The organism is Salmonella enterica subsp. arizonae (genome assembly GCF_008692845.1).
GTDB classification, from domain to species: Bacteria; Pseudomonadota; Gammaproteobacteria; order Enterobacterales; family Enterobacteriaceae; genus Salmonella; species Salmonella arizonae.
Map to the genome: position 1 here is coordinate 311,541 of NZ_VXJW01000005.1, position 25,180 is coordinate 336,720.

At 52.2% G+C, this 25,180-nt stretch carries 22 protein-coding genes; 18 read left to right on the plus strand and 4 right to left on the minus strand.

Features of this window, described 5'->3' with window-relative positions; all coding sequences use genetic code 11:
- The first annotated feature begins 106 nt into the window (after positions 1-106).
- Both degP and cdaR read left to right on the plus strand, forming a co-directional pair.
- Positions 107-1,534, plus strand: a complete 1,428-nt coding sequence (gene degP, locus F4V61_RS12250; RefSeq protein ID WP_024132001.1) for a serine endoprotease DegP — start codon at positions 107-109, stop codon at positions 1,532-1,534.
- 151 nt (positions 1,535-1,685) lie between these two features.
- A complete protein-coding gene (cdaR, locus tag F4V61_RS12255; RefSeq protein ID WP_000929413.1) occupies positions 1,686-2,843 on the plus strand; it encodes a DNA-binding transcriptional regulator CdaR in 1,158 nt (385 codons plus the stop codon).
- Positions 2,844-2,921: 78 nt separating this feature from the next.
- On the opposite strand, the gene F4V61_RS12260 is transcribed toward cdaR, so the two are convergent.
- Complete coding sequence (locus F4V61_RS12260; protein ID WP_000272195.1) at positions 2,922-3,308, minus strand: DUF3461 family protein; 387 nt, start codon at positions 3,306-3,308, stop codon at positions 2,922-2,924.
- A 245-nt stretch (positions 3,309-3,553) separates the two neighbouring features.
- Between F4V61_RS12260 and F4V61_RS12265 the strand changes: the two genes are divergently transcribed.
- Positions 3,554-4,855 (plus strand): MFS transporter, encoded by a 1,302-nt coding sequence (locus F4V61_RS12265; protein ID WP_038396925.1) that lies wholly within the window; start codon positions 3,554-3,556, stop codon positions 4,853-4,855.
- A gap of 53 nt (positions 4,856-4,908) precedes the next feature.
- Here F4V61_RS12265 and dapD read toward each other — a convergent pair whose 3' ends face one another.
- The 3 genes from dapD to map all read right to left on the minus strand — a co-directional run bounded on the left by dapD (position 4,909) and on the right by map (position 9,338).
- Positions 4,909-5,733 (minus strand): 2,3,4,5-tetrahydropyridine-2,6-dicarboxylate N-succinyltransferase, encoded by an 825-nt coding sequence (dapD, locus tag F4V61_RS12270; protein ID WP_001186673.1) that lies wholly within the window; start codon positions 5,731-5,733, stop codon positions 4,909-4,911.
- A gap of 29 nt (positions 5,734-5,762) precedes the next feature.
- Positions 5,763-8,435, minus strand: coding sequence for a bifunctional uridylyltransferase/uridylyl-removing protein GlnD (glnD, locus tag F4V61_RS12275; RefSeq protein ID WP_079827784.1), 2,673 nt, complete (start codon positions 8,433-8,435; stop codon positions 5,763-5,765).
- Between the two features lie 108 nt (positions 8,436-8,543).
- Complete coding sequence (gene map, locus F4V61_RS12280; RefSeq protein WP_001018207.1) at positions 8,544-9,338, minus strand: type I methionyl aminopeptidase; 795 nt, start codon at positions 9,336-9,338, stop codon at positions 8,544-8,546.
- A gap of 323 nt (positions 9,339-9,661) precedes the next feature.
- Here map and rpsB point away from each other — a divergent pair, with 323 nt between their 5' ends.
- From rpsB to rnhB, 15 genes are all read left to right on the plus strand, one after another.
- Positions 9,662-10,387 (plus strand): 30S ribosomal protein S2, encoded by a 726-nt coding sequence (rpsB, locus tag F4V61_RS12285; protein WP_000246886.1) that lies wholly within the window; start codon positions 9,662-9,664, stop codon positions 10,385-10,387.
- A gap of 259 nt (positions 10,388-10,646) precedes the next feature.
- Positions 10,647-11,498, plus strand: a complete 852-nt coding sequence (gene tsf, locus F4V61_RS12290; protein ID WP_000808101.1) for a translation elongation factor Ts — start codon at positions 10,647-10,649, stop codon at positions 11,496-11,498.
- A gap of 145 nt (positions 11,499-11,643) precedes the next feature.
- A complete protein-coding gene (gene pyrH, locus F4V61_RS12295; protein ID WP_000224567.1) occupies positions 11,644-12,369 on the plus strand; it encodes a UMP kinase in 726 nt (241 codons plus the stop codon).
- A gap of 408 nt (positions 12,370-12,777) precedes the next feature.
- Positions 12,778-13,335, plus strand: a complete 558-nt coding sequence (frr, locus tag F4V61_RS12300; protein WP_000622423.1) for a ribosome recycling factor — start codon at positions 12,778-12,780, stop codon at positions 13,333-13,335.
- 140 nt (positions 13,336-13,475) lie between these two features.
- Positions 13,476-14,672, plus strand: coding sequence for a 1-deoxy-D-xylulose-5-phosphate reductoisomerase (ispC, locus tag F4V61_RS12305; RefSeq protein WP_058819643.1), 1,197 nt, complete (start codon positions 13,476-13,478; stop codon positions 14,670-14,672).
- 312 nt (positions 14,673-14,984) lie between these two features.
- A complete protein-coding gene (ispU, locus tag F4V61_RS12310) occupies positions 14,985-15,743 on the plus strand; it encodes a (2E,6E)-farnesyl-diphosphate-specific ditrans,polycis-undecaprenyl-diphosphate synthase (protein WP_024132000.1) in 759 nt (252 codons plus the stop codon).
- A 12-nt stretch (positions 15,744-15,755) separates the two neighbouring features.
- Complete coding sequence (cdsA, locus tag F4V61_RS12315) at positions 15,756-16,613, plus strand: phosphatidate cytidylyltransferase (protein WP_079827786.1); 858 nt, start codon at positions 15,756-15,758, stop codon at positions 16,611-16,613.
- Between the two features lie 11 nt (positions 16,614-16,624).
- On the plus strand, positions 16,625-17,977 hold the full coding sequence (rseP, locus tag F4V61_RS12320) for a sigma E protease regulator RseP (RefSeq protein WP_038396922.1): 1,353 nt from the start codon (positions 16,625-16,627) through the stop codon (positions 17,975-17,977).
- 31 nt (positions 17,978-18,008) lie between these two features.
- Entirely contained in the window at positions 18,009-20,441 is a 2,433-nt protein-coding gene (gene bamA / locus F4V61_RS12325; RefSeq protein ID WP_001240917.1) for an outer membrane protein assembly factor BamA, read from the plus strand.
- Positions 20,442-20,563: 122 nt separating this feature from the next.
- Positions 20,564-21,049 (plus strand): molecular chaperone Skp, encoded by a 486-nt coding sequence (skp, locus tag F4V61_RS12330; protein WP_000758960.1) that lies wholly within the window; start codon positions 20,564-20,566, stop codon positions 21,047-21,049.
- A gap of 3 nt (positions 21,050-21,052) precedes the next feature.
- Complete coding sequence (gene lpxD, locus F4V61_RS12335; protein ID WP_038396921.1) at positions 21,053-22,078, plus strand: UDP-3-O-(3-hydroxymyristoyl)glucosamine N-acyltransferase; 1,026 nt, start codon at positions 21,053-21,055, stop codon at positions 22,076-22,078.
- A 105-nt stretch (positions 22,079-22,183) separates the two neighbouring features.
- Positions 22,184-22,639, plus strand: a complete 456-nt coding sequence (gene fabZ / locus F4V61_RS12340; RefSeq protein WP_000210741.1) for a 3-hydroxyacyl-ACP dehydratase FabZ — start codon at positions 22,184-22,186, stop codon at positions 22,637-22,639.
- A 3-nt stretch (positions 22,640-22,642) separates the two neighbouring features.
- Positions 22,643-23,431 (plus strand): acyl-ACP--UDP-N-acetylglucosamine O-acyltransferase, encoded by a 789-nt coding sequence (lpxA, locus tag F4V61_RS12345; RefSeq protein WP_000565955.1) that lies wholly within the window; start codon positions 22,643-22,645, stop codon positions 23,429-23,431.
- Positions 23,431-24,579, plus strand: coding sequence for a lipid-A-disaccharide synthase (gene lpxB / locus F4V61_RS12350; RefSeq protein WP_000741211.1), 1,149 nt, complete (start codon positions 23,431-23,433; stop codon positions 24,577-24,579). The genes lpxA and lpxB overlap by 1 nt, the downstream gene beginning before the upstream one ends.
- The gene (rnhB, locus tag F4V61_RS12355; protein WP_000569408.1) at positions 24,576-25,172 is read left to right on the plus strand and encodes a ribonuclease HII; all 597 of its coding nucleotides are present in this window, start codon (positions 24,576-24,578) and stop codon (positions 25,170-25,172) included. The genes lpxB and rnhB overlap by 4 nt, the downstream gene beginning before the upstream one ends.
- Positions 25,173-25,180: the final 8 nt, after the last annotated feature.

Consider the following 25,180-nt stretch of genomic DNA (forward strand, 5'->3'; position numbering starts at 1 on the left):
ATAAATTTTTACTTTTTCCAGAAACTTTATTCCGGAACTTCGCGTTATAAAATGAATCTGACGTACACAGCAATTTTGCGTTACCTGTTAATCGAGATTGAAACACATGAAAAAAACCACATTAGCAATGAGTGCACTAGCTTTGAGTTTAGGTTTGGCATTGTCGCCTCTGTCTGCCACGGCGGCTGAAACGTCGTCTTCAGCCATGACCGCCCAGCAGATGCCAAGCCTGGCGCCGATGCTCGAAAAAGTGATGCCATCGGTGGTCAGTATTAACGTAGAAGGCAGCACCATGGTGAATACGCCGCGTATGCCGCGTAATTTCCAGCAGTTCTTCGGCGATGACTCCCCGTTCTGCCAGGACGGTTCTCCGTTTCAGAACTCTCCGTTTTGCCAGGGAGGCGGTAATGGCGGCAACGGCGGTCAACAACAGAAATTCATGGCGCTGGGCTCCGGCGTAATTATTGACGCCGCGAAGGGCTACGTCGTCACCAACAACCACGTTGTTGATAACGCCAACGTGATTAAAGTGCAACTGAGCGATGGGCGCAAATTTGATGCCAAAGTTGTAGGCAAAGATCCGCGTTCTGATATCGCGCTGATTCAAATTCAGAATCCGAAAAACCTGACGGCGATTAAGCTGGCGGACTCCGACGCGCTGCGCGTGGGGGATTATGCCGTGGCTATCGGTAACCCGTTCGGTCTGGGCGAAACGGTGACGTCAGGTATCGTTTCTGCGCTGGGGCGCAGCGGCCTGAACGTTGAAAACTATGAAAACTTTATTCAGACCGACGCCGCGATTAACCGTGGTAACTCCGGCGGCGCGCTGGTGAACCTGAATGGCGAACTGATCGGTATTAACACCGCGATCCTCGCGCCGGACGGCGGTAATATCGGTATCGGCTTCGCTATCCCCAGCAACATGGTGAAAAACCTGACGTCGCAGATGGTGGAATACGGCCAGGTTAAACGCGGCGAATTGGGGATCATGGGGACTGAGCTGAATTCCGAACTGGCGAAAGCGATGAAAGTCGACGCCCAGCGTGGCGCGTTCGTTAGTCAGGTGATGCCGAATTCATCCGCGGCAAAAGCGGGTATTAAAGCCGGGGATGTCATTACCTCGCTGAACGGGAAACCGATCAGTAGCTTTGCGGCGCTGCGCGCTCAGGTCGGCACTATGCCGGTCGGCAGCAAAATTAGCCTTGGTCTGCTGCGTGAAGGTAAAGCGATTACGGTTAATCTGGAACTGCAGCAGAGCAGACAGAGCCAGGTTGATTCCAGCACCATCTTCAGCGGTATTGAAGGCGCTGAAATGAGCAATAAAGGCCAGGATAAAGGCGTTGTAGTCAGCAGCGTGAAAGCTAACTCACCGGCCGCGCAGATTGGCCTCAAAAAAGGCGATGTGATTATCGGCGCTAACCAGCAGCCGGTAAAAAATATCGCTGAGCTGCGTAAAATTCTCGACAGCAAGCCGTCGGTTCTGGCGCTAAATATTCAGCGTGGCGATAGCTCTATTTATCTGCTGATGCAGTAATCACCTTGTCCCCCTTCCACTACGGAAGGGGGTAACACTTTTCTGTGAACCTTCCCACAACTCCATACATCTCTACTCTTTTCTGTGCATTTGCACAATGTCGAGACCTGCCATCTTCCTTATGCTTATGCTCTGCTCACCGGAGGGATTTATGGCTGGCTGGCATCTTGATACTAAAATGGCGCAGGATATCGTGGCGCGTACCATGCGCATCATCGATACTAATATCAACGTAATGGATGCTCGCGGGCGCATTATCGGCAGCGGCGATCGGGAGCGTATTGGTGAATTGCACGAAGGCGCGCTGTTGGTACTGTCACAGGGCCGGGTCGTGGATATCGACGCCGCCGTGGCGCGACACCTGCACGGGGTGCGCCAGGGGATTAATCTCCCCTTACGCCTGGAGGGCGAAATTGTCGGCGTGATTGGCCTCACTGGCGAACCAGAACATCTGCGTAAATATGGTGAACTGGTATGTATGACCGCCGAAATGATGCTTGAACAGTCGCGGCTAATGCACCTTCTGGCGCAGGATAGCCGTCTGCGTGAAGAACTGGTGATGAATCTGATTCAGGCCGAAGAAAATACACCCGCGCTGGTGGAATGGGCGCAGCGTTTGGGGATCGATTTAAACCAGCCGCGTGTAGCGGCGGTGGTGGAAGTCGACAGCGGCCAGCTTGGCGTCGACAGCGCAATGGCGGAGCTTCAGCAGTTGCAGAATGCGCTCACCACGCCGGAACGTAACAACCTGATAGCCATTGTTTCTCTCACGGAGATGGTGGTGCTCAAGCCGGCATTAAACCCGTTTGGTCGCTGGGATGCTGAAGATCATCGTAAGCGCGTAGAACAACTGATCGCCCGTATGAAAGAGAATGGGCAATTGCGTTTTCGAGTGGCGTTGGGTAACTATTTTACCGGGCCGGGCAGTATAGCGCGATCATACCGCACGGCGCGCACCACGATGATGGTCGGCAAGCAGCGGATGCCAGAGAGCCGCAGCTATTTTTATCAGGATCTGATGCTGCCGGTTCTGTTAGATAGCCTGCGTGGCGGCTGGCAGGCCAATGAGCTGGCGCGTCCGTTGGTAAAACTCAAAGCGATGGACAACAACGGACTATTACGTCGGACATTGACGGCGTGGTTTCGCCATAATGTCCAGCCGCTGGCGACCTCTAAAGCGCTGTTTATTCACCGTAACACACTGGAATACCGACTGAACCGTATTTCGGAACTGACCGGGCTGGACCTGGGAAACTTTGACGATCGGCTGTTGCTGTATGTGGCGCTACAATTAGATGAACAGCGTTAAGCCCGACGGCTTTGTTCCTGAATGAGCAGGCTGGATAAGTACAGTGAGAGGGGCCCGAAATGAAGCCCCGGCAGCTTTTTATTTGCGGGTGAGCTTTTCCAGATCGGATTCGATTTCACTGATCTTATTCGCGACTACGCTTTCCAGATGGCGCAAATCGTCAAGAATCTTACGTTTGAGATCGAGTTCTGAGCGGTCGCGATGACAGATTTGGTCGAGCTCGTCAATCACATAGCGTAGGTTAGGGCTGATCTCCTGTACTTCTTTATAGCCCTGGCCGACGCCATCGGCCACTACCGTTTTACGCTGGCGTGGGTACTTAAACTTAACGCTTTTAGCAAAGAATTCACCTCTATCCTTTTGAAAATAGATTTTCAGGATATCGTTGTTGGCTTCTTGCCGCAGGCTGTAACGATCGATTTCTTCAGGATTGGTAATGCCCAGACTTTTTAGATTGTCATACATAGCGGTATCCTTCATCACACTATAACTTTTGAATAATTAACGAAAAGTTGGTTTTTCGCCACCAATGGATACAAAAAAAGCGCAGTTGATCGCAGAAGACTCTTCGGCAAAGTGATGAGTGAAGGTGAGGGGCTATTGATAGTCTAAGTAATTCAATGTGATATTCAGTTTATAGAGAAAGCGTTTGAGGTCAGCGTGGAAAATTGGCGGGAGGCTGCATTCGATAACCTCAAGAGGCGGAGTCTATGTCTGGTACGTATAATGCCACGATTCGCCGGGTGGTGATTTCCGCTTGGATAGGAAACTCCATTGAATATTATGATTTTCTATTATACGGCTTGGCCAGCGCGCTGGTTTTTAGCCCCCTTTTTTTCCCCGGCGCCAGCCCGTTTACCGCCACGTTATCTTCTTTTGCCAGTTTCGGCGTAGGATTTATTTCCCGGCCGCTGGGCGCACTATTTTTTGGCAACAGGGGAGATACGCTTGGACGTAAAAATACATTATTAATAACCTTAGGGGGGATGGGAACAGTAACATTTCTCATCGGGTGCCTGCCTTCTTACGCCAGTATTGGCGCCCTGGCGCCTGTTTTACTGGTTATTCTGCGTTTTCTTCAGGGATTTCTGGTTGGAGGCGAATGGGGAGGCGCCATGTTAATGGTCGTGGAGTATGCTTCGGGAAAGCACCGGGGACGGTTAAGCGCGCTCTCGCAAACAGGAGGACTCACGGGACAATTATTGGCGACTGGCGTATTTATATTTGTGACCAAATTACCGGAGGAGGAATTGTTATCGTGGGGATGGCGTATTCCTTTTCTGCTCAGTGCGCTGTTGGTGTTGCCGGGATTATATATGCGTCATCGTCTGGATGAGACGCCTGTATTCCGCGCATTTAAAAAGCAGCAAGCCATTAATAATATGCAGCACAAAGAAAAAAGGCCGGTGGTCAAAGTAGTACGAGAACAGTGGCGCAGCATTTTGGTGATTATGATTCTCCGCTTTGCTGAAAGCGTTCCCTTTTTTCTTGCCACGGTCTTCACGGTTTCCTGGGCGACAACGCAGCTTGGGATTGCCAGTCTGACTATTCTGTACGTCGTGATGATCACCTGCCTGCTGGCGTATCCAATGCACTTACTATTTGGCATAGTGTCGGATCGGACTGGCTGTCGTCAGGTGTACATTTTCGGCGCGCTTTTTGTGGCGGCCATGGCTTTTCCATTTTTCTGGCTGCTGGAAAGCCGTTCGCTAATATTGATGATAGTGGGCTATGTTCTGTTTATTAACATTGGTCATAATTCACTGAATGCCGTGCAACCTTCTTTTTTCGCCGGACTATTTCACCCGCCTGTACGCTATAGCGGTTCATCAATTGGCGCTCAGTTGGGGGCGGTTGTGGCAGGGGGATTCACGCCGTTTATCGCTAAAACGTTAAGCGCAGTCTATGATAATAGCTGGACTTGGGTTGCCGGTTATGTCGTTCTGACCGCGCTGGCCTCGGCGTTTGCGGCAAAAATTGCGCCGGAAACCGTTTTGCCGCATTCGCCGTAAAGGATGAGTGTTTCAGTTATGCAAAGGGGGCGGTCGCCCCGTTTCTCACTCGCTTAATCAATAGTGCGCAGCAATTCGTTAATGCCCACTTTACCACGCGTTTTGGCATCGACCTTTTTCACGATCACCGCGCAGTACAGGCTGTACTTACCGTCTTTTGACGGCAGGTTGCCGGATACGACTACGGAGCCCGCCGGTACGCGGCCATAATGAACTTCACCGGTTTCGCGATCGTAGATTTTGGTGCTCTGACCGAGGTACACGCCCATAGAGATGACGGAACCTTCTTCGACGATCACGCCCTCCACGACCTCAGAACGCGCGCCAATAAAGCAGTTGTCTTCAATAATCGTCGGGTTAGCCTGGAGCGGCTCCAGTACGCCGCCGATACCAACGCCGCCGGAGAGGTGAACGTTTTTACCAATCTGCGCGCAGGAACCCACGGTTGCCCAAGTGTCAACCATAGTGCCTTCGTCAACGTAAGCGCCGATGTTAACGTAAGACGGCATCAACACGGTGTTGCGCGCGATAAATGCGCCCTGACGAACCGCGGCGGGCGGAACGACGCGAAAGCCCTCTTTCTGAAAACGCGCTTCGTCGTAATCAGCGAATTTCATCGGGACTTTATCGAAGTAGCGGCTTTCCGCACCGTCGATAACCTGGTTATCGTTAATACGGAAAGAGAGCAGAACCGCTTTCTTCAACCACTGGTGAGTGACCCACTGACCGTCGATTTTTTCTGCGACACGCAGCGCGCCGGAATCGAGTAGAGAAATGACCTGGTTTACCGCCTCCCGGGTCACGGTGTCTACGTTAGCCGGCGTAATATCGGCGCGGCGCTCAAAAGCGGTCTCAATAACGTTCTGTAACTGCTGCATTGTTAAACTCTTTCATCTAAATAAACACACTACCCTTTATCGTTTGGATTGAGGGCCGCTGTCAACCGTTGTTGCACCTCAAGTTGCAGCACATTATTAAGCGCGCGCCGATCCGCTGTGGCGATTATGAATAAATCTTCTACTCGCTCGCCAATGGTTGTAATTCGGGCGCCATGAAGCGAAATTCCCAGATCGGCAAAAATTTGCCCGACCCTGGCCAGTAGGCCCGGTTGATCGAGCGCGATCAATTCCAGGAATGATTTGCGGTCGGTATGGGTGGGCAGAAAATTGACTTCCGTTTCGACCGTAAAGTGCCGTAACTTTGCCGGTTGCCGACGCGGCTGCGGCGGTTGCCAGCTTCGCTGTGTAATGGTCTGCTCAAGGCTGGCGCGAATAACTTCATGGCGATCTGGCGCCAGCGGGCTGCCGTCTGGCTCCAGTACGATAAATGTATCCATCGCCATGCCGTCGCGGGTGGTAAAGATCTGGGCGTCATGGACGCTTAAATTACGCCTGTCCAGCTCGGCGCAGACGGCGGCAAACAGATAGGGTCTGTCCGGGCTCCAGATAAATATTTCGGTTCCGCCGCGCGTGGCCTGCGGACTGAGTAATATCAACGGTTGGCGCAGATCGTGCTGCAATAAATGGCGTGCGTGCCAGGCGAGCTGATTTGGACTATGACGAACAAAATAGTTAGCGCGACAGCGGGTCCAGATTTTGTGTAGCGCGGCTTCATCAATATTATCCATTCGCAGCAGCGCCAGCGCCTGAAGCTGATGGTGGCGCACGCGCTCACGCATATCCGGCGTATTTTGCATTCCGCGCCTGAGCTGTTTCTCAGTGGCGAAGTACAGTTCGCGCAGCAGACTCTGTTTCCAGCTATTCCACAAGGTTTCGTTGGTAGCGCATATGTCTGCGACGGTCAGACAGACCAGAAAGCGCAGACGTGTTTCGGTCTGCACTTCTTCGGCAAACTGCTTGATGACTTCCGGGTCCTGGATATCGCGGCGCTGGGCAGTAACCGACATCAGCAGGTGCTGGCGAACCAGCCATGCTACCAGTTGCGTTTCGCGTGAGTTCAGACCGTGCAGTTCGGCGAACGTAAGTACGTCCTGCGCGCCCAGTACCGAGTGGTCGCCGCCGCGTCCTTTCGCAATATCGTGGAACAACGCTGCGATCAGAATCAGTTCCGGATGGGGAAGCCGCGGCCAGAGATCGACGCATAGCGGGTGGCGTTGGCGCGTCTCTTCTTTCGCAAAGCTCTCCAGCTTGAGCATGACGCGGATGGTGTGCTCATCCACCGTGTATGCGTGGAACAGGTCAAACTGCATTTGTCCGACAATGTGCGACCACTGCGGCATATAGGCCCACAGTACGCTGTGGCGATGCATTGGCAGTAAACCGCGGCTTACGGCACCGGGATGACGCAGCATACTGAGAAATAGCGTGCGCGCCTCCGGGATGTAGCACAGCGGTTGGCTCAGATGGCGGCGGGCGTGGCGCAAATGGCGCAACGTCGTAGAGTAGATGCCGGTGATAGCGCTATTGCGCACCATCATATAAAACATCCGCAGGATCGCTTCCGGTTCCCGGATAAACAGCGTTTCGTCACGCAGGTCAATCAGCGTGCCGCGCAGTTGAAACTCATCGTCGATGGAACGTGGTTTTTCATCCGCAGGCAGCGCCAGAATAGCCTCGTCAAATAGCTGGAGCAGCATCTGATTGAGTTCACTCACCCGGCGCGTGACCCGGAAGTAGTCTTTCATCATCCGCTCAACCGGATCGTTGCCCTCGCCGCTGTAGTTAAGACGCTGGGCGACGCTCAACTGGCGGTCGAACAGCAGGCGGTTATCATAGCGACTGAGCACCAGGTGTAATGCAAATCGAATGCGCCACAGGATATGCAGGCACTCGTTGAGTTCCGCGCGCTCAGCCGGGGTTAAAAAGCCGAAGCCCACCATCTCATCAAGCGAGGTGGCGCCGAAGTGACGCCGGGCGACCCATTGCAACGTGTGGATATCGCGCAGACCGCCAGGGCTGCTTTTGATATCCGGCTCCAGATTATAGCTGGTGCCATGATAGCGTTGGTGGCGCTGGTTCTGCTCTTCTACTTTAGCCGCGTAAAATTTGTCGGACGGCCAGAAGCCTTCGCTGAAAATGTGTTTTTGCAGCGCCAGAAACAGAGCGACATCACCGATCAGCAGACGCGTTTCGATGAGGTTTGTCGCAACGGTTAAATCAGACAGACCTTCCAGTAGACACTCTTCCAGCGTCCGAACGCTATGCCCGACGTCCAGTTTGATATCCCATAATAAGGTCAGCAGTTCGCCAACCTTTTGCGCCTGTTCATCGGGCAGATTTTTGCGGCTTAAAATGAGCAAATCAATATCGGAAAGCGGATGTAGTTCGCCGCGTCCATAGCCGCCGACGGCGACCAGCGCCAGATCGGCAATCTGACCGAAACCGGCCTCAATCCACAGGCGTTGCAACAACTGGTCGATAAATTCGGTACGGGCTTCAATAAGCTGTTCTGCACAAATGCCGCTGTCAAATGCCTCGCCCAGCCAGTGTTGAAAAATGTCGATGCGGGCTTTGATACCGGCGACAGTCAGTTCCGCGCGCGGCCAGACGCCAGGGTTTTGCGGCTGGTTGGGGAGGGTGGGGAGTGCGGTATTCGCGTACTGTTCAGGAAGAGTATTCATATGTGCCACCCATTAAAAAAACCGGATGAAAGCGCGAACGCCTTATCCGGCCTACGGGATAATGCTATTTGTAGGCCTGATAAGCGCCAGCGCCATCAGGCAAAAACGTTATGCGTCGTGCGTGATGATCGCCGGGATGGTGTCATCCTTACGTAGCGTCAGAATTTCACAGCCATTTTCCGTTACCACAATCGTATGCTCGTATTGTGCGGACAAGCTTCGGTCTTTGGTCTTTACCGTCCAGCCGTCTTTCATGATGCGGATACGGTAATCTCCCGCGTTCAGCATCGGTTCAATGGTAAAGGTCATGCCAGGCTGCAACACGACGCCGCCGTCGTCCGCATCATAATGCAGTACCTGCGGTTCTTCATGGAAGCCGCGGCCAATACCATGCCCGCAGTATTCGCGGACCACGGAGAAACCTTCGCCTTCGGCATATTTCTGGATGGCGGCGCCAATGGTGCGCAGACGGATGCCCGGTTTCACCATTTTGATCCCCAGATACAAGCTCTCTTGCGTGACGCGGCACAGACGCTCGCCCAGAATGGTCGGTTTGCCGACAATAAACATTTTGGAGGTGTCGCCGTGGTATTCATCTTTGATGACCGTCACGTCGATGTTGACGATATCGCCATCTTTCAGATGTTTAGCGTCATCCGGGATGCCGTGGCACACGACTTCATTAATAGAGATACAGACGGATTTTGGATAACCGTGGTAGCCGAGACAGGCGGAGATCGCATGTTGTTCGTTAACGATATAATCGTTACAGATACGGTCCAGTTCGCCGGTGGTGACGCCCGGTTTAATATACGGTTCGATCATTTCCAGCACTTCGGCTGCCAGACGGCCCGCGATGCGCATCTTTTCGATTTCTTCAGGGGTCTTGATTGAGATAGCCATGAATTCTGTCCATCAGGGTCGATGATTTCGACAATAATTGTGTATGTGCGGTCAATGTTAACAGTCTGACGCATCCACTACCAGATTGAGAATCAGTTACAGCATGGAGTGCCAACAATTATTGGTGTCGCTGGCGTATTTATGGTATAAAGCGCGCCGGACTTCCGTTTCATTCTCTGATACACAAGATGGGCGGGAGCGACAAATCTCACTTTGTGTAACAACACACACGTATCGGCACATATTCCGGGGTGCCCTTTGGGGTCGGTAATATGGGATACGTGGAGGCATAACCCCAACTTAATCTATAGAGGTTTTAAATCATGGCAACTGTTTCCATGCGCGACATGCTCAAGGCTGGTGTTCACTTTGGTCACCAGACCCGTTACTGGAACCCGAAAATGAAGCCGTTCATCTTCGGCGCGCGTAACAAAGTTCACATCATCAACCTTGAGAAAACCGTACCGATGTTCAACGAAGCTCTGGCTGAACTGAACAAAATCTCTGCCCGTAAAGGTAAAATCCTTTTCGTTGGTACTAAACGCGCTGCAAGCGAAGCGGTGAAAGAAGCTGCTAACAGCTGCGACCAGTTCTTCGTGAACCATCGCTGGCTGGGCGGTATGCTGACTAACTGGAAAACCGTTCGTCAGTCCATCAAACGTCTGAAAGACCTGGAAACTCAGTCTCAGGACGGTACTTTCGAAAAGCTGACCAAGAAAGAAGCGCTGATGCGTACTCGTGAGCTTGAGAAACTGGAAAACAGCCTGGGCGGTATCAAAGACATGGGCGGTCTGCCGGACGCTCTGTTCGTTATTGATGCTGACCACGAGCACATTGCTATCAAAGAAGCAAACAACCTGGGCATCCCGGTATTTGCTATCGTTGATACTAACTCTGATCCGGACGGCGTTGACTTCGTTATCCCGGGTAACGATGACGCAATCCGTGCTGTTAGCCTGTACCTGGGCGCTGTAGCTGCAACCGTTCGTGAAGGCCGTTCTCAGGATCTGGCTTCCCAGGCGGAAGAAAGCTTCGTAGAAGCTGAATAATAAGGCTTGATAACTTCCCCAAAATAGTTCGAGTTGCAGGAAGGCGGCAAGCTCGAGAATTTCCGGGAGCTTACATAAGTAAGTGACTGGAATGAGAGAGTGAAGGCAACGCACCTGCGGCTCGAAATATGAAGGGGGTAGCCCCTTATAAACCAGGTAGTATCACGTTTGGTTAGGGGGCCTGTCTAAGGCCCCCTTTTTCACTTTTATATCTGTGCGGTTTGATGCCGGGCAGATCAAATCTTTCGAGGATCTTAGAATGGCTGAAATTACCGCATCCCTGGTAAAAGAGCTGCGTGAGCGTACTGGCGCAGGCATGATGGATTGCAAAAAAGCGCTGACTGAAGCGAATGGCGACATTGAGCTGGCAATCGAAAACATGCGTAAGTCCGGCGCTATCAAAGCGGCGAAAAAAGCAGGCAACGTGGCTGCTGACGGCGTAATCAAAACCAAAATCGACGGCAACATCGCTTTCATTCTGGAAATTAACTGCCAGACTGACTTCGTGGCTAAAGATGCTGGTTTCCAGGCATTTGCCGACAAAGTGCTGGACGCGGCTGTTGCTGGCAAAATCACTGACGTAGAAGTCCTGAAAGCGCAGTTCGAAGAAGAGCGTGTCGCTCTGGTTGCGAAAATCGGCGAGAACATCAACATTCGTCGCGTCGCCTCCCTGGAAGGCGAGGTTCTGGGTTCTTACCAGCACGGTGCGCGCATCGGCGTTCTGGTTGCCGCTAAAGGTGCTGACGAAGAGCTGGTTAAACAACTGGCGATGCACGTTGCTGCAAGCAAGCCGGAATTCGTTAAGCCGGAAGACGTATCTGCTGACGTGGTAGAGAAAGAGTACCAGGTACAGCTGGACATCGCTATGCAGTCTGGCAAGCCGAAAGAAATCGCAGAGAAAATGGTTGAAGGCCGCATGAAGAAATTTACCGGCGAAGTTTCTCTGACCGGCCAGCCTTTCGTTATGGAGCCGAGCAAATCTGTTGGACAGTTGCTGAAAGAGCACAACGCTGACGTAACTGGCTTCATTCGCTTCGAAGTGGGCGAAGGCATCGAGAAAGTTGAGACTGACTTTGCAGCAGAAGTTGCTGCGATGTCCAGGCAGTCTTAATCTTCTTTAGGAGCCGCCTGAGGGCGGCTTCTTTTTGCGTCTGATTTGTAAAATCAGCCGGGGCCTCTATGGCCGTGCTGAAGTGCGGCATACAATGTCGCCAGAATTAACTCATCTCAATCGTTGACAGTCTCAGGAAAGAAACATGGCTACCAATGCAAAACCCGTCTATAAACGCATTCTGCTTAAATTAAGCGGCGAAGCTCTGCAGGGTACGGAAGGCTTCGGTATTGATGCAAGCATACTGGATCGTATGGCTCAGGAGATCAAAGAACTGGTTGAACTGGGTATTCAGGTTGGTGTGGTGATTGGCGGTGGTAACCTGTTCCGTGGCGCGGGTCTGGCGAAAGCGGGGATGAACCGTGTTGTGGGCGACCACATGGGCATGTTGGCTACCGTAATGAACGGTCTGGCAATGCGTGATGCGCTTCATCGCGCTTATGTGAACGCTCGCCTGATGTCGGCAATTCCTTTAAATGGCGTGTGCGACAATTATAGCTGGGCCGAGGCGATTAGCCTGCTGCGCAATAACCGTGTTGTGATTTTGTCTGCAGGTACGGGTAACCCGTTCTTCACCACCGACTCTGCGGCCTGTCTGCGCGGGATCGAAATTGAAGCGGATGTAGTACTGAAAGCGACCAAAGTAGATGGCGTATTCACTGCCGATCCGGCAAAAGATCCTTCCGCGACCATGTACGATCAACTGACTTATAGTGAAGTACTGGATAAGGAGCTGAAAGTGATGGATCTGGCTGCGTTCACGCTGGCTCGTGACCACAAACTGCCGATCCGTGTTTTCAACATGAATAAGCCGGGGGCGCTGCGTCGCGTGGTGATGGGCGAAAAAGAAGGGACGTTAATCACGGAATAATTCCTGTGTTACACTTCATCCTTCAAGCTGTCTCTGTGTTGGCTGCCTTTGCTCACCTCAGTCACATACTGTAGTAAGCTCCTGGGGCTGAATGAGGGACATCTTTGTCCCTCACCAAAGGCAGCCTTCAGTTGTTCAAATTCGTTCCTGACGAATTTGTTACTCAGTTGCCGCGTGATTCGGCTTACAGCCTCGCCCTTCCAGGGTCAGCGCAAGCGCTGTTCAAAACGCTAAAGCGTTTTGTGATACAACTTGAATGATTTTGTGTAGAAATAAAGGTAAGATTTCGCACTCCTGTCGCGGGATAGTGCCTTCCCCATAAACATATTAATCAGGGCTATACTTAGCACATCGTTGTATTGTGTGACCGTCTGGTCTGACTGAGACTAGTTTTCAAGGATTCGTAACGTGATTAGCGATATCAGAAAAGATGCTGAAGTACGCATGGAAAAATGCGTTGAAGCGTTCAAAACCCAAATCAGCAAAGTGCGCACGGGTCGTGCTTCTCCCAGCCTGTTGGATGGTATTGTCGTAGAATACTATGGCACTCCGACACCGCTGCGTCAGCTGGCAAGCGTAACAGTAGAAGATTCCCGTACCTTAAAAATTAATGTGTTTGATCGCTCTATGGGTCCTGCCGTTGAGAAAGCGATCATGGCATCGGATCTCGGTTTGAATCCAAGCTCTGCGGGCACCGACATCCGTGTTCCACTGCCGCCGCTGACCGAAGAACGTCGCAAAGATCTGACGAAAATTGTACGTGGCGAAGCGGAGCAGGCACGTGTCGCCGTACGTAATGTACGTCGTGATGCGAACGATAAAGTAAAAGCTCTGCTGAAAGATAAAGCGATCAGTGAAGATGACGATCGTCGCTCTCAGGAAGAAGTACAGAAAATGACCGATGCAGCCATTAAGAAAGTTGATGCAGCGTTGGCAGATAAAGAAGCAGAACTGATGCAGTTCTGATTGACCTGTACGCAGATATAACTCATTCCACAGGTAAACCTGACGGTTGAGTGGTGTACAAAGCGCCGCGCAGAAGACATTATCAGGTCTCCTGTGCGGCGTTTTGCTTTTTATCCCGTTTCAACACTTCTGGACGTTTCATGAAGCAATTAACCATTCTGGGCTCGACCGGCTCTATTGGTTGCAGCACACTGGACGTGGTGCGCCATAATCCTGATAGCTTCCGCGTTGTCGCGTTGGTGGCGGGTAAAAATGTTGCCCGTATGGCGGAGCAGTGCCTGGAGTTCTCGCCACGTTATGCCGTGATGGACGATATGCCGGGTGCACAGCAGCTCAAAATAATGCTTCAGCAGCATGGCTGCCGCACCGAGGTTCTGAGCGGTCAACAGGCGGCCTGCGAGATGGCGGCGCTTGATGAGGTCGGGCATGTGATGGCAGCTATTGTAGGCGCGGCTGGCTTATTGCCGACCCTGGCAGCGATTCGCGCAGGGAAGACTATCCTGCTGGCGAATAAAGAATCGCTGGTAACCTGCGGGCGGCTGTTTATGGACGAAGTTAAACGCAGCAACGCCCGGCTTTTGCCCGTCGATAGTGAACATAACGCGATTTTTCAGAGTTTGCCGCAATCTATTCAGCATAATCTGGGATACGCTGACCTGGAGCAAAATGGCGTAACGTCGATTTTGCTTACCGGGTCTGGTGGCCCGTTTCGTGAAACGCCAATGTGCGATCTGGCGGCGATGACGCCGGATCAGGCATGTCGTCATCCGAACTGGTCGATGGGGAGAAAAATCTCCGTCGACTCCGCCACCATGATGAATAAAGGTCTGGAATACATTGAAGCGCGTTGGTTGTTTAATGCCAGCGCACGTCAGATGGAAGTGTTGATCCATCCGCAATCGGTAATTCATTCGATGGTGCGTTATCAGGACGGCAGTGTCCTGGCGCAGCTTGGAGAGCCTGACATGCGTACGCCTATTGCGCACACGATGGCATGGCCGAATCGCGTCGCGTCCGGTACGCAGCCGCTTGATTTTTGCAAACTTAGCGCGCTGACGTTTAGTGCGCCAGACTATCAGCGTTATCCATGCCTGAAGCTGGCGATGGCGGCGTTTGAGCAAGGTCAGGCGGCAACGACGGCGCTCAATGCGGCAAACGAAATTACCGTTGCCGCGTTTCTGGCGCGACAGATTCGTTTTACCGATATCGCCGGGCTCAATTTAGCGGTGCTGGAGAGGATGGATTTACACGAACCGGCAAGCGTTGACGACGTATTGCAGGTTGACGCCATCGCGCGTGAGGTAGCCAGGAAACAAGTGATACGGCTCTCACGCTGACGATTATCCCGCGACAGAAGATTGTGCTATTTGTTAGCGTTGGGCTTCAGTGATATAGTCTGCGCCACCTGATCGCAGGTTTTTGGCTTTTTTCGGTCAGGTTAGCCGTGGTTTGACACGGCTTTTTTGTGGATACACAAAATCATTCAGGACGCATCGGGATGGCTCGCGAATACGTTCCCGGCGTGCGCAGACAGCGCGCGATAGGGACGATGACGCGCCGTCATCAGCGAAGCGGACCGAAGAGGATGTGTATAAAGGCTTCAGTATTCCTGAGTACCGCTAAATCCTTTCAGGGACAAAAAACGCGTTATGTTGTCTGCAATTCAACCAGTAAGCGAAAATTTGCCAGCACATGGCTGCCGTCATGTTGCAATAATTATGGATGGCAATGGTCGCTGGGCGAAAAAACAAGGGAAGATCCGGGCCTTCGGGCATAAAGCCGGGGCAAAGTCCGTCCGGCGAGCGGTCTCTTTTGCTGCCAATAACGGTATTGATGCGTTAACGCTGTATGCCTTTAGTAGTGAAAACTGGAACCGACCAGCGCAGGAAGTGAGCGCGTTAATGGAGCTGTTCGTGTGGGCGCTGGATAGCGAAGTCAAAAGCCTGCACCGCCATAACGTTCGCCTGCGTATAATCGGCGATATCAGTCGATTCAACTCGCGTTTGCAAGAACGTATTCGCAAATCAGAAGCGCTTACCGCCCGTAACACGGGACTAACGCTGAATATCGCTGCGAATTACGGCGGACGTTGGGATATTGTCCAGGGCGTCCGACAACTGGCGGAACAGGTGCAGGCTGGAGTGCTGCGCCCCGATCAGATTGATGAAGAGAGACTCGGCCAGCAAATCTGCATGCATGAGCTGGCGCCTGTGGATTTAGTAATTAGGACTGGGGGAGAGCATCGCATTAGTAACTTTTTGCTTTGGCAAATTGCCTATGCCGAACTTTACTTTACGGATGTTCTTTGGCCCGATTTCGATGAACAAGACTTTGAAGGTGCGCTGCATGCCTTTGCTAATCGAGAGCGTCGTTTCGGCGGTACCGAGCCTGGTGATGACAAAGCCTGATGGGGGTTGCTTTTGCTGAAGTATCGCCTGATTTCTGCTTTTGTGTTAATACCCGCGGTCATCGCTGCGCTTTTTTTATTGCCGCCGGTGGGGTTCGCCATTATTACGCTGGTTGTCTGTATGCTGGCCGCGTGGGAATGGGGACAGTTAAGTGGTTTTGTCGCGCGTTCACAGCGGGTTTGGCTAGCGGTGCTGTGTGGTCTGTTACTGGCGCTGATGCTATTTTTGTTGCCTGAGTATCATCACAACATTCGTCAACCGCTGGTTGAGATGTCGCTTTGGGCATCGTTAGGATGGTGGGTTGTCGCGCTACTGCTGGTGCTATTTTATCCTGGCTCGGCGGCAATCTGGCGCAACTCAAAAACATTACGCCTCATTTTCGGCCTATTAACTATCGTTCCTTTTTTCTGGGGAATGCTGGCGTTACGCGCCTGGCACTATGACGAGAATCATTACAGTGGCGCAATATGGCTACTCTATGTCATGATCCTGGTCTGGGGAGCGGATTCTGGCGCATATATGTTTGGTAAATTGTTTGGCAAACATAAGCTGGCGCCGAAGGTTTCTCCGGGTAAAACCTGGCAAGGGTTTATCGGCGGGCTTGTTACGGCAGCCCTGATCTCATGGGGTTACGGTATGTGGGCGAATCTGAATGTTGCGCCTGTTATCTTGCTGATTTGCTCTGTGGTTGCGGCTCTGGCTTCTGTGCTGGGCGATCTCACCGAGAGTATGTTTAAGCGCGAAGCAGGAATTAAGGATAGCGGCCACTTAATTCCAGGACATGGCGGTATTCTGGACCGAATTGACAGCTTGACGGCTGCCGTACCGGTCTTTGCTTGCCTGTCATTACTGGTGTTCAGGACGCTCTAACGGAAGGTTTTATGCTGAGTATTCTCTGGAATCTGGCTGCATTCATCATCGCACTGGGTGTGTTGATCACCGTGCATGAATTTGGTCATTTCTGGGTTGCCCGGCGCTGCGGTGTGCGTGTTGAGCGCTTTTCTATCGGCTTTGGCAAAGCGCTCTGGCGTCGTACCGACCGGTACGGTACCGAGTATGTCATCGCCCTGATCCCGCTGGGTGGCTACGTCAAAATGCTGGATGAGCGCGCCGAACCGGTCGCGCCGGAATTGCGCCGTCACGCTTTCAATAACAAAACGGTGGGCCAGCGCGCCGCGATTATTGCCGCAGGTCCGGTTGCGAACTTCATTTTTGCTATCTTTGCTTACTGGCTGGTCTTTATTATCGGCGTCCCCGGCGTTCGTCCGGTCGTTGGCGAAATAATGCCCAACTCGATTGCTGCGCAGGCGCAAATTACGCCTGGTACGGAACTTAAAGCCGTTGATGGTATCGAAACCCCTGATTGGGATGCCGTGCGTTTACAACTGGTGTCCAAAATTGGGGATCCGCAGGTCACGATAAGCGTCGCGCCGTTTGGCAGCGACCAGCGGCAGGATAAAACGCTTGATTTACGTCACTGGGCATTTGAGCCTGATAAGCAAGATCCTGTATCTTCTTTAGGGATTCGGCCCCGCGGGCCACAGATTGAACCGATACTGTCAGAAGTGCAGGCGAATTCCGCAGCCAGTAAAGCGGGTTTGCAAGCGGGCGACAGGATCGTTAAAGTCGATGGTCAGCCGTTAACGCAGTGGATGAAATTCGTTACGTTTGTACGCGATAATCCCGGTAAGCCGTTAGCGTTAGAGATTGAAAGGCAGGGGAGCGCCTTGTCGTTAACGTTAACGCCGAATACAAAATCGGTTAACGGAAAGGCGGAAGGTTTTGCAGGCGTGGTGCCTAAAATTATTCCTCTGCCGGAAGAGTACAAGACTATACGCCAGTATGGGCCTTTTAGCGCTATCCTCGAAGCTACGGATAAGACGTGGCAGTTGATGAAGCTAACGGTCAGTATGCTGGGTAAATTGATAACCGGTGATGTGAAACTGAACAACCTCAGTGGGCCGATTTCTATCGCTCAGGGGGCTGGGATGTCAGCGGAGTTCGGGGTGATTTATTACCTGATGTTCCTTGCGCTAATCAGCGTGAACTTAGGGATAATCAATCTGTTTCCGCTGCCCGTTCTTGACGGGGGTCATCTGCTGTTCCTGGCGATTGAAAAGCTTAAGGGCGGTCCGGTATCCGAGCGGGTTCAAGACTTTAGTTATCGCATTGGCTCGATTTTGCTGGTGTTGTTAATGGGGCTTGCACTTTTCAATGATTTCTCTCGGTTGTAAGAGAGTTAGTTAGGAAGAACGCATAATAACGATGGCGATGAAAAAGTTGCTCATAGCGTCGCTGCTGTTCAGCAGCGCCACCGTATACGGTGCTGAAGGGTTCGTAGTGAAGGACATTCATTTCGAAGGCCTGCAGCGAGTCGCCGTTGGTGCGGCTCTCCTCAGTATGCCGGTGCGCACAGGCGACACGGTAAATGATGAAGATATCAGTAACACCATTCGCGCTCTGTTCGCCACCGGCAACTTTGAGGACGTCCGCGTCCTGCGCGATGGTGATACCCTTCTGGTTCAGGTAAAAGAACGCCCGACCATTGCCAGCATCACTTTCTCCGGTAACAAGTCGGTGAAAGATGACATGCTCAAGCAAAACCTCGAAGCGTCTGGCGTGCGTGTTGGCGAGTCTCTGGATCGCACCACGCTGTCTGATATCGAAAAAGGTCTGGAAGACTTCTACTATAGCGTGGGTAAATACAGCGCCAGCGTTAAGGCGGTCGTAACGCCGCTGCCGCGCAACCGTGTTGACCTTAAACTGGTGTTCCAGGAGGGCGTATCGGCGAAGATCCAACAGATCAACATCGTCGGTAACCATGCCTTTAGCACCGAAGAACTCATTTCTCATTTCCAGTTGCGTGACGAAGTGCCGTGGTGGAACGTCGTCGGCGATCGTAAATATCAGAAGCAGAAGCTGGCGGGCGACCTTGAAACTCTACGCAGTTACTATCTGGATCGCGGCTACGCGCGTTTCAATATTGATTCCACGCAAGTGAGTCTGACGCCGGACAAGAAAGGGATCTACATCACCGTCAATATCACCGAAGGCGATCAGTACAAGCTTTCTGGCGTTGAGGTGAGCGGTAACCTGGCCGGACATTCCGCTGAAATTGAGAACCTGACGAAAATCGAACCGGGCGAGCTCTATAACGGCACCAAAGTGACCAAAATGGAAGATGACATTAAAAAGCTTCTTGGTCGCTATGGTTACGCTTATCCGCGCGTACAGTCGCAGCCTGAAATTAACGATGCTGACAAAACCGTTAAACTGCGTGTTAACGTCGATGCCGGTAATCGTTTCTACGTGCGTAAGATCCGCTTTGAAGGCAACGATACCTCTAAAGATTCCGTTCTGCGCCGTGAAATGCGCCAGATGGAAGGGGCGTGGCTGGGCAGCGATCTGGTCGATCAGGGGAAAGAGCGTTTGAACCGTTTGGGTTACTTTGAAACTGTCGATACCGATACGCAGCGCGTTCCGGGCAGCCCGGATCAGGTAGACGTGGTTTACAAGGTGAAAGAGCGTAATACCGGTAGCTTCAACTTCGGTATTGGCTACGGTACGGAAAGCGGCGTTAGCTTCCAGGCGGGTGTTCAACAGGACAACTGGTTAGGTACAGGCTATTCCGTGGGTATTAACGGAACCAAAAATGACTACCAGACCTACAGCGAACTGTCCGTTACTAACCCATACTTTACCGTTGACGGCGTGAGCCTCGGTGGTCGCATCTTCTATAACGACTTCCAGGCGGACGATGCGGATCTATCCGACTATACCAACAAGAGTTATGGTTCGGATGTGACGCTCGGCTTCCCCATCAACGAGTACAACACATTGCGTGCGGGCGTAGGGTATGTGCATAACTCCCTGTCCAATATGGAACCGCAGGTTGCAATGTGGCGTTATCTCTATTCCATGGGCGAACACCCGAATACGGACGATCAGAATAACAGCTTTAAGACGGATGACTTTACCTTTAACTACGGCTGGACCTACAACAAACTGGACCGTGGTTTCTTCCCGACAGAAGGTACGCGTATCAATCTGAATGGTAAGGTGACGATTCCGGGATCGGATAACGAATACTACAAAGCGACGCTGGATACCGCGACCTATGTACCGATCGATGACGATCATAAGTGGGTTATTCTGGGCCGTACCCGCTTTGGTTATGGCGACGGCTTCGGCGGTAAAGAGATGCCGTTCTATGAGAACTTCTATGCCGGTGGTTCCAGTACCGTCCGTGGTTTCCAGTCTAATACGATTGGTCCGAAAGCGGTCTATTTCCCACATGCCGCCAGCAATTACGATCCTGATGACGATTACGAATGTGCAACTCAGGACGGCGCGAAGGATATGTGTAAGTCGGATGATGCGGTAGGTGGTAACGCGATGGCGGTCGCCAGCCTGGAATTTATCACGCCGACGCCGTTTATCAGCGAGAAATATGCTAATTCGGTCCGTACTTCTTTCTTCTGGGATATGGGGACCGTCTGGGATACTAACTGGGATTCCAGCCAGTATTCTGGTTATCCGGACTACAGCGATCCAAGCAACATCCGTATGTCCGCAGGTATCGCATTACAATGGATGTCCCCATTGGGGCCGTTGGTCTTCTCCTACGCCCAGCCGTTTAAAAAGTACGATGGAGACAAAGCCGAGCAGTTCCAGTTTAACATTGGTAAAACATGGTAATTGTTCACTGCGAAGGAATGCATTGGTAGTGTAGCGATGACTTTTGGCGATACCTCCAGGGATCGCCTGGCCTCGCAAAGAGCAGTACCTTCGGGTGCAAATGGGATGGTAAGGAGTTTATTGTGAAAAAGTGGTTATTAGCTGCAGGTCTTGGTTTGGCGATGGCAACGTCCGCACAGGCTGCTGACAAAATTGCGATCGTCAACATGGGTAATCTGTTCCAACAGGTTGCGCAGAAGACGGGTGTATCCAATACACTGGAAAACGAATTTAAAGGCCGAGCGGCTGAGCTGCAAAAAATGGAAACCGATCTGCAATCCAAAATGCAGCGTCTGCAATCCATGAAATCAGGTAGCGATCGTACTAAGCTGGAAAAAGACGTGATGTCTCAGCGCCAGACTTTTGCGCAAAAAGCCCAGGCTTTTGAGAGAGATCGTGCTCGTCGTTCCAACGAAGAACGCGGCAAACTGGTGACGCGTATCCAGACAGCAGTGAAAAAAGTGGCTAACGACCAGAGCATCGATCTGGTGGTAGACGCGAACACCGTTGCTTACAACAGCAGCGATGTGAAAGACATCACCGCTGACGTGCTGAAACAGGTTAAATAAGTAATGCCTTCAATTCGACTGGCTGACTTAGCAGAACAGTTGGATGCAGAATTACACGGTGATGGCGATATCGTCATCACCGGCGTTGCGTCCATGCAATCTGCAACAACAGGCCACATTACGTTCATGGTGAATCCTAAGTACCGTGAACACTTAGGTTTATGCCAGGCTTCTGCGGTTGTCATGACGCAGGACGATCTTCCCTTTGCTAAGAGCGCGGCGCTGGTAGTTCAAAATCCCTACCTGACCTACGCGCGCATGGCGCAAATTTTAGATACCACTCCGCAGCCCGCGCAGAATATCGCGCCAAGTGCGGTGATTGATGCGACGGCAACGCTGGGTAGCAATGTTTCAGTTGGCGCGAATGTGGTGATTGAATCTGGCGTACAACTGGGCGATAACGTGGTTATCGGCGCAGGATGTTTCGTCGGAAAAAATACCAAAATCGGGGCGGGTTCACGCTTGTGGGCGAACGTAACGATTTACCACGACATTCAGATCGGTGAGAATTGTCTCATCCAGTCCAGTACGGTGATTGGCGCGGACGGTTTTGGCTACGCGAATGATCGTGGCAACTGGGTGAAGATCCCGCAACTGGGCCGGGTCATTATTGGCGATCGTGTCGAGATCGGTGCTTGTACCACTATTGACCGTGGCGCGCTGGATGATACTGTTATTGGCAATGGCGTGATTATTGATAATCAGTGCCAGATTGCACATAACGTCGTGATTGGCGACAATACGGCGGTTGCCGGTGGCGTCATTATGGCGGGTAGCCTGAAGATTGGCCGTTACTGCATGATTGGCGGCGCCAGCGTGATCAATGGGCATATGGAAATATGCGACAAAGTCACGGTGACTGGCATGGGGATGGTGATGCGTCCCATCAAGGAACCGGGCGTCTACTCCTCAGGCATTCCGCTGCAACCCAACAAAGTATGGCGTAAAACTGCTGCACTGGTGATGAACATTGATGATATGAGCAAGCGTCTCAAAGCGATTGAGCGCAAGGTTAATCAACAAGACTAACGTTCCGCCTTGTAGTTGCCATTCTTTTCCGGCCTGTCACATTCATACGATTGCGGCAGGCCGTGTTATTATTGCCTTTTTGTATATTTGGACAGGAAGAGTATTTTGACTACTAACACTCATACTCTGCAGATTGAAGAGATTTTAGAGCTTCTGCCGCACCGTTTTCCGTTTTTACTGGTCGATCGCGTGCTGGATTTTGAAGAAGGGCGTTTTCTGCGTGCAGTGAAAAATGTCTCCGTCAACGAGCCGTTTTTCCAGGGACATTTCCCAGGCAAACCGATTTTGCCAGGCGTGCTGATTCTGGAAGCGATGGCGCAGGCAACCGGTATTCTGGCGTTTAAAAGCGTCGGTAAACTGGAACCTGGCGAACTGTACTATTTCGCAGGGATTGATGAAGCGCGCTTCAAGCGTCCGGTTGTTCCAGGCGATCAGATGATCATGGAAGTCACTTTCGAGAAAACGCGTCGTGGCCTGACCCGCTTTAAAGGGGTTGCGCTGGTCGACGGTAAAGTGGTGTGCGAAGCAACCATGATGTGTGCTCGTAGCCGGGAGGCCTGATACGTGATTGATAAATCCGCCTTTATTCATCCTACCGCCATTGTGGAAGACGGCGCTGTACTTGGCGCTAATGTTCACATTGGTCCCTTTTGTATTGTTGGGCCGCAGGTCGAAATTGGTGAGGGAACCGTACTGAAGTCTCATGTGGTCGTGAATGGTCAAACCAAAATCGGCCGCGATAACGAGATTTATCAGTTTGCCTCCATCGGTGAAGTGAACCAGGATTTGAAATACGCTGGTGAGCCGACCCGTGTGGAAATTGGCGATCGTAACCGCATCCGCGAAAGCGTCACCATTCATCGTGGTACAGTGCAGGGCGGTGGGCTGACGAAGGTGGGTAGCGATAACCTGCTGATGATCAATGCGCATGTCGCACACGATTGTACGGTAGGTAATCGCTGCATCCTCGCCAACAACGCAACGCTGGCGGGGCACGTATCAATCGATGATTTTGCGATTATCGGCGGTATGACGGCAGTTCATCAGTTCTGCATTATCGGTGCCCATGTGATGGTCGGCGGCTGCTCCGGCGTGGCGCAGGATGTTCCTCCGTATGTGATTGCGCAGGGTAACCATGCGACGCCGTTCGGGGTAAATATCGAAGGGTTAAAGCGTCGTGGCTTCAGCCGCGAGGGAATCGTCGCCATTCGTAACGCTTACAAACTGCTGTATCGTAGCGGTAAAACGCTCGATGACGCGAAGCTGGAAATCGCTGAACTTGCTGAAAAGCATCCGGAAGTGAAGGCGTTTACCGAGTTCTTTGAGCGTTCAACGCGCGGTCCGATTCGTTAATGGCGGCACAGCGTCCTTTAACGATTGCCCTGGTCGCCGGCGAAACGTCCGGCGATATTCTTGGCGCAGGCTTAATTCGTGCGCTGAAAGCGCGCGTACCCAACGCCCGCTTTGTGGGCGTTGCGGGGCCGCGTATGCAGGCTGAAGGGTGTGAAGCCTGGTACGAAATGGAAGAACTGGCGGTCATGGGCATTGTTGAAGTGCTCGGACGTTTACGCCGCTTGTTGCATATCCGCGCCGATCTGACCCGCCGTTTTACCGCGCTTAAACCAGATGTCTTCGTCGGTATTGATGCCCCTGATTTCAATATTACCCTCGAAGGTAATCTGAAAAAACAGGGGATTAAAACCATTCATTATGTCAGCCCGTCCGTTTGGGCCTGGCGACAGAAACGCGTTTTCAAAATAGGCAGATCCACCCATATGGTGCTGGCTTTTCTGCCTTTCGAAAAAGCGTTTTACGATAAATTTAACGTACCGTGCCGCTTTATCGGTCACACTATGGCGGATGCGATGCCGCTTGACCCGAATAAAAATACGGCGCGCGACGTGCTGGGTATTCCGCATGACGCCCATTGTCTGGCGTTACTGCCGGGCAGTCGTGGAGCGGAAGTAGAGATGCTCAGCGCAGATTTCCTGAAAACCGCACAATTGTTGCGACAGCACTATCCCGACCTTGAAGTGGTAGTGCCGCTGGTGAACGCGAAACGCCGCGAACAGTTTGAAAAAATTAAAGCGGAGATTGCGCCGGATCTCGCCGTTCACTTACTGGACGGAATGGGGCGCGAGGCGATGGTCGCCAGCGATGCGGCGTTACTGGCTTCCGGTACGGCGGCGCTGGAGTGTATGCTGGCAAAATGCCCAATGGTGGTGGGATATCGTATGAAGCCCTTCACTTTCTGGTTGGCGAAACGTCTGGTGAAAACCGAGTATGTTTCTTTGCCTAACCTGCTGGCGGGAAGAGAATTAGTCAAAGAGCTGTTGCAGGAAGAGTGTGAACCGCAAAAACTCGCCGAAGCGCTGTTGCCGCTACTGGCGAACGGTAAAACCAGCCATGTGATGCACGACACTTTCCGTGAACTGCATCAGCAAATCCGCTGTAATGCCGATGAACAGGCGGCAGATGCCGTCCTGGAGTTAGCACAATGATCGAATTTGTTTATCCACACACCCATTTAGTGGCGGGTGTGGATGAAGTAGGCCGTGGCCCGCTGGTGGGCGCCGTAGTGACCGCCGCTGTGATCCTCGATCCGGCTCGCCCGATCGTCGGTCTGAATGATTCCAAAAAATTGTCTGAAAAGCGTCGTCTGGCGTTGTATGACGAGATTAAAGAAAAGGCGTTAAGCTGGAGTCTGGGGCGTGCGGAGCCGCATGAAATTGATGAGCTGAATATTTTGCACGCCACGATGCTCGCCATGCAGCGTGCCGTCGCTGGTCTGCATATTGCGCCAGAGTATGTGCTGATCGACGGTAATCGTTGCCCGGCATTACCCGTGCCGTCAATGGCGGTGGTGAAAGGCGACAGCCGCGTGGCGGAGATTAGCGCGGCGTCTATTCTGGCGAAAGTGACCCGCGACGCCGAAATGGCGGCGCTGGATATTATTTTTCCTCAGTATGGCTTTGCACAGCACAAAGGCTATCCAACCGCTTTTCATCTGGAAAAGTTGGCACAGTATGGCGCGACGGCGCACCACCGACGCAGCTTTGCGCCTGTTAAACGCGCGCTGGAACTTGCGTCCTGATTCTTGTA